The 14,470-nt window shown below is 40.1% G+C and carries 16 protein-coding genes; 10 read left to right on the top strand and 6 right to left on the bottom strand.

Annotation, left to right across the window (positions count from 1 at the left end; genetic code table 11):
- Positions 1 to 73: 73 nt before the first annotated feature.
- The 3 genes from tsaA to OM33_RS10480 all read right to left on the bottom strand — a co-directional run bounded on the left by tsaA (position 74) and on the right by OM33_RS10480 (position 3,089).
- Complete coding sequence (tsaA, locus tag OM33_RS10470; RefSeq protein WP_038641498.1) at positions 74 to 784, bottom strand: tRNA (N6-threonylcarbamoyladenosine(37)-N6)-methyltransferase TrmO; 711 nt, start codon at positions 782 to 784, stop codon at positions 74 to 76.
- A 62-nt stretch (positions 785 to 846) separates the two neighbouring features.
- Positions 847 to 1,323, bottom strand: coding sequence for an acyl-CoA thioesterase (locus tag OM33_RS10475; protein ID WP_038641500.1), 477 nt, complete (start codon positions 1,321 to 1,323; stop codon positions 847 to 849).
- Positions 1,324 to 1,442: 119 nt separating this feature from the next.
- Positions 1,443 to 3,089: an electron transfer flavoprotein-ubiquinone oxidoreductase gene (locus OM33_RS10480; RefSeq protein ID WP_038641502.1), complete on the bottom strand. Its 1,647-nt coding sequence runs from the start codon at positions 3,087 to 3,089 to the stop codon at positions 1,443 to 1,445.
- A gap of 169 nt (positions 3,090 to 3,258) precedes the next feature.
- Here OM33_RS10480 and OM33_RS10485 point away from each other — a divergent pair, with 169 nt between their 5' ends.
- Together OM33_RS10485 and OM33_RS10490 are read left to right on the top strand one after the other, a co-directional pair.
- Positions 3,259 to 4,008 (top strand): electron transfer flavoprotein subunit beta/FixA family protein, encoded by a 750-nt coding sequence (locus OM33_RS10485; RefSeq protein WP_038641503.1) that lies wholly within the window; start codon positions 3,259 to 3,261, stop codon positions 4,006 to 4,008.
- Positions 4,008 to 4,934 (top strand): electron transfer flavoprotein subunit alpha/FixB family protein, encoded by a 927-nt coding sequence (locus OM33_RS10490; protein ID WP_038641505.1) that lies wholly within the window; start codon positions 4,008 to 4,010, stop codon positions 4,932 to 4,934. The genes OM33_RS10485 and OM33_RS10490 overlap by 1 nt, the downstream gene beginning before the upstream one ends.
- Before the next feature lie 268 nt (positions 4,935 to 5,202).
- Here the strand turns inward: OM33_RS10490 and asnS are convergent, their stop codons facing one another.
- Complete coding sequence (gene asnS / locus OM33_RS10495; protein ID WP_038641507.1) at positions 5,203 to 6,600, bottom strand: asparagine--tRNA ligase; 1,398 nt, start codon at positions 6,598 to 6,600, stop codon at positions 5,203 to 5,205.
- A gap of 169 nt (positions 6,601 to 6,769) precedes the next feature.
- Between asnS and OM33_RS10500 the strand changes: the two genes are divergently transcribed.
- Both OM33_RS10500 and OM33_RS10505 read left to right on the top strand, forming a co-directional pair.
- The gene (locus tag OM33_RS10500) at positions 6,770 to 7,117 is read left to right on the top strand and encodes a hypothetical protein (protein WP_038641509.1); all 348 of its coding nucleotides are present in this window, start codon (positions 6,770 to 6,772) and stop codon (positions 7,115 to 7,117) included.
- Positions 7,114 to 7,545, top strand: a complete 432-nt coding sequence (locus OM33_RS10505) for an ATP-binding protein (RefSeq protein WP_038641511.1) — start codon at positions 7,114 to 7,116, stop codon at positions 7,543 to 7,545. Before OM33_RS10500 ends, OM33_RS10505 begins: the two co-directional genes overlap by 4 nt.
- A gap of 16 nt (positions 7,546 to 7,561) precedes the next feature.
- Here the strand turns inward: OM33_RS10505 and bioA are convergent, their stop codons facing one another.
- Positions 7,562 to 8,839: an adenosylmethionine--8-amino-7-oxononanoate transaminase gene (gene bioA / locus OM33_RS10510; RefSeq protein WP_038641512.1), complete on the bottom strand. Its 1,278-nt coding sequence runs from the start codon at positions 8,837 to 8,839 to the stop codon at positions 7,562 to 7,564.
- A 96-nt stretch (positions 8,840 to 8,935) separates the two neighbouring features.
- Here bioA and bioB point away from each other — a divergent pair, with 96 nt between their 5' ends.
- The 5 genes from bioB (at position 8,936) to htpX (ending at position 13,539) form a co-directional block, all read left to right on the top strand.
- Entirely contained in the window at positions 8,936 to 9,976 is a 1,041-nt protein-coding gene (gene bioB / locus OM33_RS10515; RefSeq protein WP_038641515.1) for a biotin synthase BioB, read from the top strand.
- The gene (locus tag OM33_RS10520; RefSeq protein WP_038641517.1) at positions 9,977 to 11,107 is read left to right on the top strand and encodes an aminotransferase class I/II-fold pyridoxal phosphate-dependent enzyme; all 1,131 of its coding nucleotides are present in this window, start codon (positions 9,977 to 9,979) and stop codon (positions 11,105 to 11,107) included. It begins immediately after the preceding gene.
- Positions 11,104 to 11,862: a malonyl-ACP O-methyltransferase BioC gene (bioC, locus tag OM33_RS10525; RefSeq protein WP_038641519.1), complete on the top strand. Its 759-nt coding sequence runs from the start codon at positions 11,104 to 11,106 to the stop codon at positions 11,860 to 11,862. Before OM33_RS10520 ends, bioC begins: the two co-directional genes overlap by 4 nt.
- Positions 11,859 to 12,545, top strand: a complete 687-nt coding sequence (gene bioD, locus OM33_RS10530; RefSeq protein WP_038641521.1) for a dethiobiotin synthase — start codon at positions 11,859 to 11,861, stop codon at positions 12,543 to 12,545. The genes bioC and bioD overlap by 4 nt, the downstream gene beginning before the upstream one ends.
- Before the next feature lie 133 nt (positions 12,546 to 12,678).
- The gene (gene htpX, locus OM33_RS10535) at positions 12,679 to 13,539 is read left to right on the top strand and encodes a protease HtpX (RefSeq protein ID WP_038641523.1); all 861 of its coding nucleotides are present in this window, start codon (positions 12,679 to 12,681) and stop codon (positions 13,537 to 13,539) included.
- Between the two features lie 30 nt (positions 13,540 to 13,569).
- On the opposite strand, the gene OM33_RS10540 is transcribed toward htpX, so the two are convergent.
- Positions 13,570 to 13,773: a hypothetical protein gene (locus OM33_RS10540; RefSeq protein ID WP_038641525.1), complete on the bottom strand. Its 204-nt coding sequence runs from the start codon at positions 13,771 to 13,773 to the stop codon at positions 13,570 to 13,572.
- A gap of 213 nt (positions 13,774 to 13,986) precedes the next feature.
- On the opposite strand from OM33_RS10540, the gene purE reads away from it, so the two are divergent.
- The gene (gene purE / locus OM33_RS10545; protein ID WP_038641526.1) at positions 13,987 to 14,469 is read left to right on the top strand and encodes a 5-(carboxyamino)imidazole ribonucleotide mutase; all 483 of its coding nucleotides are present in this window, start codon (positions 13,987 to 13,989) and stop codon (positions 14,467 to 14,469) included.
- The last annotated feature ends 1 nt before the right edge of the window (position 14,470 follow it).

Consider the following 14,470-nt stretch of genomic DNA (forward strand, 5'->3'; position numbering starts at 1 on the left):
AATCTGTTTTTATAAGTAAGGCGCCAAGTTTATCAGTGTCTTGGCAAATTCAAAAGCCTAACAATAGAGGCTTTTAGGTATTTTTACTAATTTCTAATACGCTTACTTGGTTTTCTTGCACTTGCCATTTGATATTCAAATCAAACAAGCTCATACCATATTCTTGAATACCCGCTTTTGTTTTTTTGTAGGCTGGGCGTGGGTCTTGTTTTAATACTTTTTCAATAAAGCTTTGTAATTCAGGATAAAGTGCCGAATTACTCATGCAAAACGCAGTGGCTTCATCAGTAAACTCAACTAAAAGAGGAGTTTCAGGTCGCGTGTCAGCAAATCCTGCGGTAGCGTTTGGTAAACTATCTGAGTAAGGCAAATAAGGTTTAATATCTAAGATTGGCGTACCATCGAGTAAGTCAATGCCAGACAGTTCAAGCCAAAGTTGGCCGTTTTCATAGTGAACAGCTTCAAGTTTAACCGCGCTCATACCAATACCATTTGGCCTAAAGGTGGCGCGTGTTGCAAATACACCCTTTTTATCATTACCACCTAAGCGAGGCGGACGAACTAATGGTGACCACCCTTTATCAGCTGTTTCATGAAAGCGGAAAATAAGCCAAACATGGCTAAAGTCTTCAATACCGCGTACAAATTCTTCACGGTTAAATTCACCTACAAATTTACACTTTGCTTTTGCTTCTGGAATAAGACGAGGCTGGCGAGGGATAGCAAATTTTTGTTTATAGGGAGATTCGATAAAGGCGATGGGGCTTATTTGGTAGTCGCTCATAAAACAAACTTAATAGGGCACTTAAAAGTGCCTATTTTGCCAGTATTTAAGGCTGATTGATATTATTCTTCTTTCATTTCTTGTTCGAATACTTTTTCCGCTTGTAGTGACATCTCTTTCATTTTTTGTGCGTATTTTTGAATACGTTTTTCATCGGCTGTTTTCGCCTCAAATGCGGGTACAGGTACTGGATAACCTGCTTGATCGGTGGCAACAAAATTAATAATACAATTATTAGATTCCACCATTTGCCCAGTTTTAGGATCGCCACAGCGCACCGCTATAAATATTTGCATGCTGGTTTTGCCTGTGTTGGCAATTTTTGCTTCTACCTCAACCAGTTGGCCCACTAAAATAGGGCGGTGGAATTTAATAGCCGCAACAGAGACGGTTACACAGTAATGTCCGCTCCACTGTGCAGCACAAGCATAGCCTGCTTGATCGATCCACTTCATTACAATGCCACCATGGACTTTACCACCAAAGTTAACATCTGTAGGTTCAGCTAAAAAGCGAAAAGTTACGTTATCTTTACTCATAATCACTTGATAATCAGCATGTTGTTTATTGAGTATTAGCTAAAAGTGGGTTTTTAACAAGAAATAAAAAAGGCATGCTAACAAGTGTTAACATGCCTTGGATAAATACAATTGGAAAATTACATATTAGGATAGTTAGGGCCACCAGCACCTTCTGGAGTTACCCAAGTGATATTCTGACTCGGATCCTTAATGTCACAGGTTTTACAATGAATGCAGTTTTGCGAGTTAATCACAAAGGTTTGTTTGCCTTCAACTTCATTGATTTCATATACACCCGCAGGGCAGTAACGCTGCGCAGGTTCATTAAAGTCAGTTAAATTTTTAGCAAGAGGAATAGTCATATCTGCCAGTTTTAAATGGCATGGTTGATCTTCTTCATGGTTAGTGTTGGATAAAAACACTGAACTCAGTTTATCAAAGCTCAAAACACCATCTGGTTTTGCGTAGTTAATCTCAGTATGACGACTTGCAGGTTCTAGGCATGCGTGATCCGGTGTGTCATCTTTAAAGCTAAATGGTAAACCGCCATTAAAAATGTTTTGATCGATAGTGTTATACATGCCACCGAAAAACTTGCCTAATTTGTGCATAACAGGACCAAAGTTTTTGCTGCTATCAAGCTCTTGGAATAACCATGACTCTTTAAAACGCGTTTCAAAATCGCTTAACTCTGTGTGCTCACTACCTGCTGAAATGGCTGTAAAAATACTTTCAGCAGCAAGCATGCCTGATTTCATTGCAGTGTGATTGCCTTTGATTTTAGCAAAATTAAGCGTACCAGCGTTACAGCCAACTAATACGCCACCTGGGAAGGTCATTTTAGGCAGTGAGTTTAAACCACCTTTCGCAATTGCGCGGGCACCATAAGCGATTCGTTTCCCATGTTTTAGCGTATCTGCAAAAATTGAATGATGCTTCATTCGTTGAAATTCATCAAACGGCGAAAGGTGAGGGTTGCTGTAGTTCAAATCAATAATTAAACCAACAACCACTTGGTTATCATCACCATGGTACATGTAAGAGCCACCACCAGTGTCTTTATCAAGTGGCCAGCCTGCGCCATGGACGACTAAACCAGGTTTGTGATGCTCAGCTGGGATCTCCCAAATTTCTTTAAACCCAAGACCATAGTGCTGTGGTGATTTGCCGTCATCTAACTTAAAGGTGCTAATTAACTCTTTACCTAAGTGACCACGACACCCTTCAGCAAAAACTGTATATTTAGCGCGAAGCTCCATTCCCGGCATAAAACCGTCTTTTTGTTCTCCCGACTCACTAACCCCCATATCACCAGTGATGATGCCTTTTACACTATCATCTTCAATAATTAATGAGTGGGCGCTGAAGCCTGGGAAAATCTCAACACCTAAACTTTCAGCCTGTTCAGCTAAGAAACGACATACATTACCCATAGAGACAATAAAGTTGTCTTCATTGTGAAATGTTTTAGGTGTAGCAAATGAAGGTAATTTTCTTGCTGACGTTTCGCTGCCAAACCAGTAAATGTCATCTTGTGTTACTTTTGTTTTAAGTGGTGCACCTAATTCAGGCCAATTTGGCAACAATTCATTTAATGCTCTTGGTTCAAAAACAGCACCTGATAAAATATGTGCTCCGACCTCTGAACCCTTTTCAACGACACAAATCATTAGCTCTTGTTCATTTTCTTGTGCTAATTGTGCCAGTTTAATAGCGCTTGATAAGCCTGCAGGCCCAGCGCCTACAATAACTACGTCAAACTCCATGGTTTCACGTTCTACCATGATTATGCCCCTGTTGAATTAAGCTGGTATTTGTTAAACAAATATCCTGTGATGGGCTTTAGCATATTTTAGGTTGACGTTTACGTCAACAGGAAGTAGCCTTAAAACCAAATAACGACTAAATATGTTTACCTAGGTTTACGTACGCGTAAACATTAAAGGAGAGGTTATGAAAATCCTAGTTCCGGTCAAACGTGTGATCGACTATAACGTAAAAGCGCGCGTAAAAGCCGACAATAGTGATGTTGATCTTAACAATGTAAAAATGGCCCTTAACCCATTTTGTGAAATCGCTGTAGAAGAAGCTATCCGAATTAAAGAAGCAGGCAAAGCAACAGAAGTTGTGGTTGTTTCAATTGGTGACAAATCATGCCAAGAGCAACTTCGCACCGCACTGGCGCTTGGCGCAGATAAAGCAATTCAAATTGACACCGCTGAAAAGCTTGAATCATTACATGTGGCAAAGTTGTTAGCGAAAGTAGTTGAACAAGAAAATCCTGAGTTAGTTATTCTTGGTAAGCAAGCGATTGATTCAGATAACAACCAAACAGGTCAAATGCTTGCAGCTCTCACGAGTCGTGCACAAGCAACCTTTGCATCAGAGGTGATTGTTGAAGGTGACAAACTAAATGTAACCCGTGAGGTTGATGGTGGTTTACAAACCATTGCAGTTAACTTACCTGCAGTTGTGACTACCGATTTACGTTTAAATGAGCCGCGTTATGCAACACTACCGAACATCATGAAAGCAAAACGTAAACCTCTTGATGTAATAAGTGCAGCAGATCTTGGTGTTGACCTTGCGCCACGAATTACAACATTAAAAGTAGAAGAGCCAAGCAAGCGTGAAGCGGGCGAAATTGTGGCAGACGTAGCAACGCTAGTTGAAAAACTAAAGAATGAAGCGAAGGTGATCTAATGTCAGTACTTATTATTGCAGAGCACGAACATGGCGTGCTTAAAAGTGACACAGCTAAAGTAGTTTCAGCAACTCAAAAATTAGGTAAAGCTATTACTGTTTTAGTTGCAGGTCTTAACGTTTCTGACGTGGCTGCAGCTGCCAGCAAAATTGAAGGTGTATCAAATGTGATTGTCGCTGATAATGCAGCATTTGAGCATCAACTTGCTGAGAACTTAGCTGATTTAGTTGTTGAACTTGCTGGTGACTACTCGCATATCTTTGCAGCAGCAACCACAACCGGCAAAAACTTTATGCCACGCGTAGCTGCATTGTTAGATAAGGTTCAAATTTCAGATATTATCGATGTAATTGATGAAAATACATTTAAACGCCCAATCTACGCAGGTAATGCAATTGCCACAGTACAAAGCAATGAAGACAAACACATTGTAACGGTACGATCGAGTGCATTTGATGCTGCAGGTGAGCAAACAGCAGCAGCTGTATCTTCAATTGGTGCGGTGAAAGAAAATACCTTAAGCAGCTTTGTTTCACAGCAAGAGACAGAAAGTGAACGTCCAGAATTAACCGCAGCGAATGTGATTATTTCAGGTGGTCGTGGTATGCAAAATGGTGAAAACTTTGCTTTGTTAAACGGCATTGCTGATAAATTAGGTGCAGCAATCGGTGCATCTCGTGCCGCTGTTGACGCGGGTTTTGTACCAAATGATATGCAAGTAGGGCAGACGGGTAAAATTGTTGCGCCGCAGCTTTACATTGCTGTTGGCATTAGCGGTGCAATTCAGCATCTCGCAGGTATGAAAGACTCAAAAGTGATTGTTGCAATAAATAAAGACCCTGATGCGCCAATCTTCCAAGTGGCTGATTATGGTTTAGTTGCGGATTTATTTGATGTACTTCCTGAGTTAGAAGCCTCATTATAAAACGTTAAGTAGTATTCCAGTTGTTCAAAGCCTTGTTAATAACAAGGCTTTTTTATTGGCATGTGTATGAGAGTTAACTCTTTTTATCTATCTCGAGTATCTCATTACATCAGTATCTCGATGTATTTGAGCCTTGTGAGCTAGAGGATATTAGCGCCATCGCTATCAAGTTATTGATTAGTTGACTTATAAGACTGTTCATAGGTTATTTATAGGCATAAAAAAACCGGCATTTAAGCCGGTTTTTCACAAACTAAATCATATACGTTTAGTAAGTCGCTGAACCTTTTGTACGCGGGAATGCGATAACGTCACGTACGTTACCCATACCTGTTACGTAAGCTACAAGACGTTCAAAACCTAGGCCAAAACCTGAGTGAGGAACCGTACCGTACTTACGTAAGTCGCGATACCAAGAATAGTCTTCTTTATCTAAGCCCATTTCTTCTAAACGTGCATCTAATACGTCTAAACGCTCTTCACGTTGAGAACCGCCGATGATTTCACCAATACCAGGTGCAACTACGTCCATCGCTGCTACTGTTTTACCGTCTTCGTTTTGACGCATGTAGAATGCTTTGATGTCTTTCGGGTAGTTTTTGATAACTACCGGTGCATTAAAGTGCTCTTCAGCAAGGTAACGCTCGTGCTCAGATTGTAAATCTACACCCCATTCAACAGGGAATTCGAATTTCTTACCACAACCTTTTAAGATTTCAACAGCGTCAGTGTAGTCTACTTGTGCAAAATCTTTTTCAACGAAGTCTTCTAAACGTGAAATTGCAGTTTTCTCTACACGTTGTGCAAAGAATTCCATATCATCTCGGCGCTCTTCAAGTACAGCTTTAAACACATACTTGAGCATGTCTTCAGCAAGTGCTGCAATATCGTTTAGATCAGCAAATGCAACTTCTGGTTCTACCATCCAGAATTCAGCTAAGTGACGAGAAGTATTTGAGTTTTCAGCACGGAATGTTGGGCCAAAAGTATAGATTTTTGACATTGCAGAACAGTATGTCTCACCATTTAACTGACCAGATACGGTTAGGAATGCTTCTTTGCCGAAGAAATCTTCGCTGTAATCTACATCACCTTTATCTGTACGCGGAAGGTTTTGCATATCAAGTGTAGATACGCGGAACATTTCGCCCGCACCTTCACAGTCACTTGCTGTGATAATAGGTGTCGAGATCCACACATAGCCACGCTCGTGATAAAAGCGGTGGATTGCTTGAGATAAACAGTTACGTACACGCGTTACCGCACCGATAATGTTAGTGCGAGGGCGTAAATGTGCGTGTTCACGAAGGTATTCGATACTGTGACGTTTTGCAGCCATTGGGTAAGTGTCTGGGTTTTCTACCCAGCCCATTACTTCTACAGTTTCAGCTTGAATTTCAAATGACTGGCCTTGGCCTTGTGATTCTACCAGAGTACCAACAACTGTTACTGAACAACCCGCTGTAAGTTTAGTCACTTCTTCATAATTATTGAGTGAATTCGGTACCACAGCTTGAATAGGATCGAAACAACTACCGTCATGCACGGCTAAGAAAGAGATTCCTGCTTTTGAATCGCGACGTGTACGGATCCAACCTTTAATAGTAACGGTTGCACCTACTTCTACACGACCTTTCAAAAGATCTGTGATAGCTATATGGCTCATTTTCACTCCAATGATTAAAATGCCTAAATAAAATTCTTTTTGTTCTGACTTAGCATGCGCTAAGAAAGTTTGTTATCTTACCTGTGAAAGAAAAATAAAAAAACAGCAAATTGAGCGTTAATTGGTAATAAGCTAACAAAATAGCAAATTTTCATTCACGAATAGTAATATGAGTACACAAAGGCAGAAAAACAAGCGTATTCGACAATTGTTAATTCATGCATTGTCTATTACTGCTTGGTTCTTTTTTATACTCGCATTAATTATTTTTCATTATGCGCGCCCTGAACTTGAGTATGGTGTAATTCGTTATTTTGGTATGGAGTACCGTGATCATTGGCTTGTTACGCCCCGCAACCTGCTGATTCTTTTTTTAATGTTAACTGGTATTATGTCGAGTATTTCGCTAATTGTTCGTGGGCAATATGACAGTCGCTCTGAGAATGGAGTAGGCGTAAACCAGATTAGTTTACTGATTGTTTGCATTATTTGTTTATTGGTTATTGTATTTAAATGAAACAAGTATTTATTTTAAGAGGGCTACCGGGCTCTGGTAAAAGCCATTATGCACAGAATTTGTGTGATGAAATGGTAAATGGTGATGAAGCGCAATATGTTGTGTGCTCTACCGACGATTATTTTATGACTGATGGTGAATACCGTTTTGATAAATCAAAGCTAAGTGAATATCACAATCTGAATCTTGCTCGTTTTATTAGAGCGCTCAGCCAACACATTCCATTAGTAATTTTAGATAATACCAATATTAGAAAATGGGAATTTGTCGCCTACGCTGAAGCTGCGCATGCCCTCGGCTATCAAGTAAAAGAAGTGGTCGTCGGTGAAATAAAAGACAAAGCGATGCAGCATTTATACTACCAGCGTAATATTCATAAAGTTCCGCTTAAAACAATTAACAAAATGGCTTACCAATTTGAATGGTAAGCCATTATTGGTGCTATCACAGCATTGTTTTGATGGCATCAATGATTTGAATTAACTCTTCATCTTGCATCACATACGGTGGCATCATATAAATTAGTTTACCGAAAGGTCTAAGCCAAACGCCTTTTGAAATAAGGTGTTTTTGTACTGCGGCAACATCTACTGCGTGTTTCATTTCAACCACACCGATTGCGCCTAGAATGCGCACATCAGCTACTGAATCATAACGGGCCAGTGGTGTTAAATGAGTTTTCAAGCAGGTTTCAATACGCAAGATATTCTTTTGCCACTCACTTTCAAGTAATAACGCTATACTTCTATTGGCCACTGCACATGCTAACGGGTTTGCCATAAAGGTTGGCCCATGCATCATGACGCCAGCTTTGCCTTCACTAATACCAAGCGCGATTTTGTCACTAGTAAGGGTGGCCGATAATGTCATATAGCCGCCAGTAATTGCTTTGCCAATACACAATATATCAGGCTCAATACCGGCATGTTCTACGGCAAACATCTTGCCTGTGCGGCCAAAACCAGTAGCGATTTCGTCACAAATTAACAGCACATTATATTTGTTGCAAAGCTCTCTTACAGCATTCAAATAATCAGCATGGTAAAAGTTCATACCTCCGGCATTTTGCACGATTGGCTCCAGAATAAATGCGGCAACTTCATTGTGATGCTCGGCAAAATGCTGTTCAAGAACCTTAATTTCGTTAGTATCAAATGATTCATTAAAACGACTTGTTGGCGCTGGCACAAAATAATGCTCGGGTAAAAAGCCTTTATACAACGAATGCATGCTATTAACAGGGTCGCAGACGCTCATCGCAGCAAACGTATCCCCGTGATAGCCCTTATTTAGGGCCATTAGCTTATTTTTGGTTTTTATGCCTTTGCTATGCCAATATTGCATCGCCATTTTAATGGCAACTTCAACCGCAACGGAGCCTGAATCGGCAAAAAAGATGCGAGTGAGTGACGGAGGGGTTATTTCAATTAACTTCTTACCAAGTTCAACCGCAGGACGATGGGTTAACCCGCCAAACATTACATGGCTCATTTGATTAACTTGATCTTTAATTGCTTGATTTAGCTCTGGGTGATTATAGCCATGGAGCACACTCCACCAAGATGCCATGCCATCGAGTAATTTCTCACCACTTTCTAGGTATATGTGAACGCCATCTGCATGCGTTACAGGGTACACCGGTAATGGGTTAATCATTGAAGTGTAGGGGTGCCACAAGTGATTTCTATCAAAATCTAAATCAATCGTTTTATTTATGTTCAAATGTAAACCTTGTTATCGCTTGCTTGGTTGACAATTAAGAGTTGCTGCGTAGACTAGCGAAATTAAGTTCGAGAAACAAATAAAAAAGAGAATTCCATGGAACAAGCACAGGTTCGTAATGATTGGACGCTTAGTGAAGTAAAAGCGTTATTTAATATGCCGTTTAACGACCTGCTTTTTCAAGCAGCCAGTGTGCATCGTCAAAACTTTAATCCAAATAAAGTACAAATTTCGACATTACTTTCGATTAAAACTGGGGCCTGTCCAGAAGATTGTAAGTATTGCCCGCAATCAGGTCATTACAAAACAGATCTTGAACGTGAACGTTTAATGGAAGTAGAAAAAGTTGTTGAGCAAGCACGTATTGCTAAAAGTAAAGGCGCAACACGTTTTTGTATGGGTGCAGCATGGTCTGATCCTAAAGATCGTGATATGCCATACATTGAGAAAATGGTTAAAGAAGTAAAAGAACTTGGCTTAGAAACCTGTATGACCTTAGGTATGCTTGATAACGATAAAGCGCACGCACTAAGAGATGCAGGTCTTGATTACTATAACCATAACTTAGACACATCGCCTGAGTATTATCAGCAGATTATTACTACGCGTACTTACCAAGACCGTTTAGATACCCTAGATCATGTGCGAGATGCAGGTATGAAAGTATGTTCTGGTGGTATTGTGGGTATGGGTGAAGAAGCAAAAGACCGCTACGGCTTACTAATGCAACTCGCCAACCTACCAAAACAACCAGAAAGTGTACCAATTAATATGCTCGTTAAAGTAAAAGGTACACCGCTTGAAAATGTAGATGATTTAGATCACTTTGAGTTTATTCGTACCATTGCGGTAGCGCGTATTATGATGCCTAAGAGTTATGTACGTTTAAGTGCAGGGCGCACAGCAATGAACGAGCAAATGCAATCAATGTGTTTCTTTGCTGGTGCTAACTCAATCTTTTATGGTGATAAGTTATTAACTACTGATAACCCTGAAGCTGATAGCGATATGATGCTGATTAAAAAGCTGGGTATGTCGCCTGAAAGTGTTGAAGATTATTCGGATGAGGCCTATGCCGCATCGCTTGAATCTGCAATTGCTGATAAAGAAACCTCAGAACTATTTTACCCTGCATAAATGGCGTTTGATTATATTCAAAAGGCACTTGTTGAACGCAAACAAGTGTCTTTATATCGCACACGAATTGCGTTTGATAAAGTAGGGCCGTGTACATTAACGTACAATGGGCGTGAATACCTAAACTTTGCATCGAACGATTATTTAGCACTCAGCCAAGCGCCTATCAATTCGCTTGAATCACAACTTGGCAGTACGAGCTCATCGTTAGTGACGGGTTATCAACATGCACATTTGGCGTTAGAGCAGTATTTAACAGAAACACTTAAATACGATGCGTGTTTACTGTTTAATTCAGGCTTTAGTGCAAATGCCAGTGTGCTAAAAAGTTTAATGAATGCACCGGAAAGTGAAATCTTTCAAGATAAGCTTAATCATGCCAGTTTGATTGACGGTGGTTTAGCGGCAAGCGCGACTAATACGCGTTTTAATCATAACGACCTCAAACATTTAAAGCGCCGTTTAGAAAAATCAAAAGCAAAACACAAACTGATTGTGAGTGAAGGTGTGTTTTCAATGGATGGCGATAACGCCCCAATTGAAGACCTTGCAGCGATAGCATCTGAACATAATGCGTGGTTAATGATTGATGATGCTCATGCATTTGGTGTGATTGGGGAAAATGGACTTGGCAGCGCGACAAAAATTAAGCCTGAGATTTTAATTATTACCTTTGGTAAAGCGTGTGCGAGTAGTGGCGCAGCTGTGCTTTGTAGTCAAGAAGTAGCAAATTATCTTTTGCAATTTAATCGAGATTACACCTACTCAACAGCAATGTCACCGTGGCTTGCAAGCGCAACTCTCACGCGCTTGCAGCAAGTGTATAATGCAACAATTGAACGTCAAAAACTGCAACATAATATTGAGTATTTTAGAGGGCTTGCAGCAGAGCATAAATTAGCATTAATGCCTTCAGATAGTGCCATTCAACCCTTGGTGTTAGGTGATAGTGAAGCATGTTTAAAGCTGAGTGGTTATTTGAAAGAAAAAGGTATTTGGTTAACAGCCATTAGGCCACCAACAGTGCCCCATAATACAGCAAGGTTACGAATTACGTTAACAGCAGCGCATCATCACGATGACATTGACCAATTAATAAGCCACCTTGTAACAGGCCTAAAGACGTTATGAGCCAACTATTAAACGCCCAAAAGAAGATAACTGCGCAGCATTTTTCAAAAGCTGCTAAGCACTATCACAATCATGCTCATGTGCAAAAACAGGCTGCTGATATCTTAATTAAGTCATTAGATACTGATTATGGTGTTGCCCTTGATTTAGGTTGCGGGCCGTTTGTTAACTCGTTTGAGCTTAAAAAACGCTGCAACACTGTGATCAGTATGGACTTAAGCCAAGCTATGCTACAACAGCAGGTAACACCAAGTGTGTGTGCTGATATGGATAACTTACCGTTTAAAAATAATAGTTTTGATTTGGTGTTTAGTAATTTTGCAATGCAATGGAGTAGCAATTTACCAGCACTATTTCAATCACTTTATGCGGTATTGAAACCGGGTGGTCGAGCGCATTTTAGCTTAGTGGCTGATGGTACGCTGAGTGAAATGATAAATGCCTTTGCAGCTGTTGATTCAAAACGCCATATCAATCAGTTTGTATCACAAAATGACATCGAAGCTGCGTTAAAACAAACCACGTTTAAACGTATTTCAACGAGTTTTTGTCATCACAAAGTATTTTACGAAACTGCAAAAGAGGCACTTAACTCGATTAAAGAGATTGGCGCCAACCATAAAGTGAATAGCGGTGAAAAATCCACTGGTTTAATGGGCAAAGAAAAATATAAGACATTGTTAGCTAGCTATAAAAAAGAGCAATCACAGTTCCCTGTTAGCTATCATGTTGCTTACATAGTGATAGAAAAATGAAATCAATATTTATAACCGGCACTGATACTGAAGTAGGTAAAACCCATGTGTCGAGCCTTTTAATTAAATACATTAAACAATTCCAAAAAGCTGTGACAGGGTTTAAACCAATTGCAGCGGGTGCAGAGCGTGCATTTGGTGAACTGGTCAATGAAGACGCGTTATCCTTGATGGAGTCCGGTAATGTTGCATTACCATACAAGTTAATTAATCCTTATGTTTTTGAACCACCCATTGCACCGCATATTGCAGCTAAACAGGTGGGCGTAACCATTACCAAAGCAGAGTTGTCGCAGCACCTTAACGTTTTAAACCAGCAAGAACTTGATCATCTTATCGTAGAAGGTGCCGGTGGTTGGGCACTGCCAATCAATGATAATGATTTATTATCTGAGTGGGTTGCTGATGAGGAATTACCTGTGATTATGGTGGTGGGTTTAAAACTAGGCTGTTTAAATCATGCTCTTCTTACATTGAGTCATATAAAACAAAGTGGCGCAAAATGTGTTGGTTGGATAGCAAACTATGTTGATGCGCATATGCTTGAGCAAGATGAAAATCTCGCAACGTTAAAAGCGCGACTAGATTGCCCGTTACTTGCAATCGCACCCAATACTCAAAATGAAAAGCCTAAGCTTCAAGTGTATAAAGAACTGAATACGGTACTTAAACTAGATAACTGAATTTAAATCAATTTCACATAAATTTTAAGCTGTATTTAGTAACCAATAATATTTGTGTCATTTTGTAAATTTATCTTGAATCTAGCGCTATTGACACTATATAAAGCAGTAGAAAACACGTTTTGAGGTAACAATGAAAAGAGTCGTTCTGTTTTTAATTACTAACTTAGCGGTAATGCTAGTGTTAGGTATTGTACTGTCAGTGATTATGTCAGTACTGGGTATAGAGCACCGTAGCTTAGGTGGTATTTTACTTATTGCTACATTATTTGGTTTTGGTGGCTCATTTATTTCACTGTTTATGTCGAAATGGATGGCTAAAAAATCAACTGGCGCACACGTAATTGAGCAACCACGTTCAGATGTTGAAAAGTGGTTAGTTGACCGTGTTGCAGAACAAGCGAAGAAAGCTAATATTGCGATGCCAGAAGTGGCAATTTACGACAGCCCTGAAATGAATGCATTTGCAACGGGACCAAGTAAAAATAATTCACTTGTCGCAGTAAGCACAGGCCTTTTACATAATATGAGTCAAGACGAAGCAGAAGCCGTGCTTGCTCATGAAGTATCGCACATTGCAAATGGTGATATGGTAACCCTGACACTAATTCAGGGTGTAGTGAATACCTTTGTAATTGCTATTTCTAAGGTGTTAGCAGGAATTGTAGATAATTTCCTAAATAGCGATGAAGAAGAGTCAGGCGGTTCTTGGACTTATTTTATCTTCGATATGATTTTCCAAGTGTTATTCGGTATTTTAGCAAGCTTTGTTGTTGCGTATTTCAGCCGTCAACGTGAATTTGCAGCCGACAAGGGCGCAGCAGATTTAGTGGGTGCACATAAAATGCGTGCTGCTCTTGAGCGTTTAAAAGTAAATCACCCATCACAACTTGAAGGGTCGATGATGGCGTTTGGTATTGCATCGGGTAAGGGGTTAATGGACTTAATGAGTTCACACCCGCCGCTAGATGCACGTATTAATGCGTTAAAATAATCTACTTAAACATTCACTAAAAAGGCGCCATTAGGCGCCTTTTTGTTTTTCACGTTCAATTTGATTCGGTAAAAGTGTTTCAATAATTTCTTTTGCCGGAATGGTGTAACGGGTACCGCCAAACATCACCGATGTATTTTCGTTGATATCTGTAATGCCTGTTAATGTCCAACCTTCGCCGCGCTGTTTGCAATAAACCGTTGTGGTAGGTGGGATTACTTTAAATTTGGTCATCTAACACCCTAGCGATTAAAAATGATTGGCGTAATTTACCTTAGCGTGGCGTTAATTCACAGTTTTTAATTGAGAAAACCCGGCGATTATTAGATAATTCGCAACTCGCAATCCCACATCGCGAAATCAAAAATTTTATATTCCACATTGTAAATGATGCATATCTAGCCGCGTTTATATTGTGAATTAAGTGCCTAACGATAAGGAGTGACTATGACTGTTGGCATTATTATGGGTTCAAAATCAGATTGGCCTACCATGCAACATGCTGCCGAGATGCTTGATAAATTCGGTGTTAAGTATGAAACAAAAGTGGTTTCAGCTCACCGTACGCCACAGTTATTAGCCGATTATGCCAGCACTGCAGCTGAGCGTGGAATTAAAGTGATTATCGCTGGCGCAGGTGGTGCAGCGCACCTTCCAGGAATGGCTGCAGCCTTTACAAGCCTTCCTGTATTAGGTGTGCCAGTTAAATCAAAAGCACTTAACGGTGTTGACTCACTTCTTTCAATCTGCCAAATGCCAAAAGGCGTTGCGGTTGGTACTTTGGCGATAGGTGATCCTGGTGCAGCTAACGCAGGTTTACTTGCAGCACAGATTTTAGGTTGCCAACAGCCAGAGCTGCTTGCAAAAATTGATGAGTTCAGAAAGAACCAAACAGAAACTGTTTTAGCGAACCCAAATCCAGCAGAATAAT

It is taken from the genome of Pseudoalteromonas piratica, assembly GCF_000788395.1.
In the GTDB taxonomy this organism is placed as follows: domain Bacteria; phylum Pseudomonadota; class Gammaproteobacteria; order Enterobacterales; family Alteromonadaceae; genus Pseudoalteromonas; species Pseudoalteromonas piratica.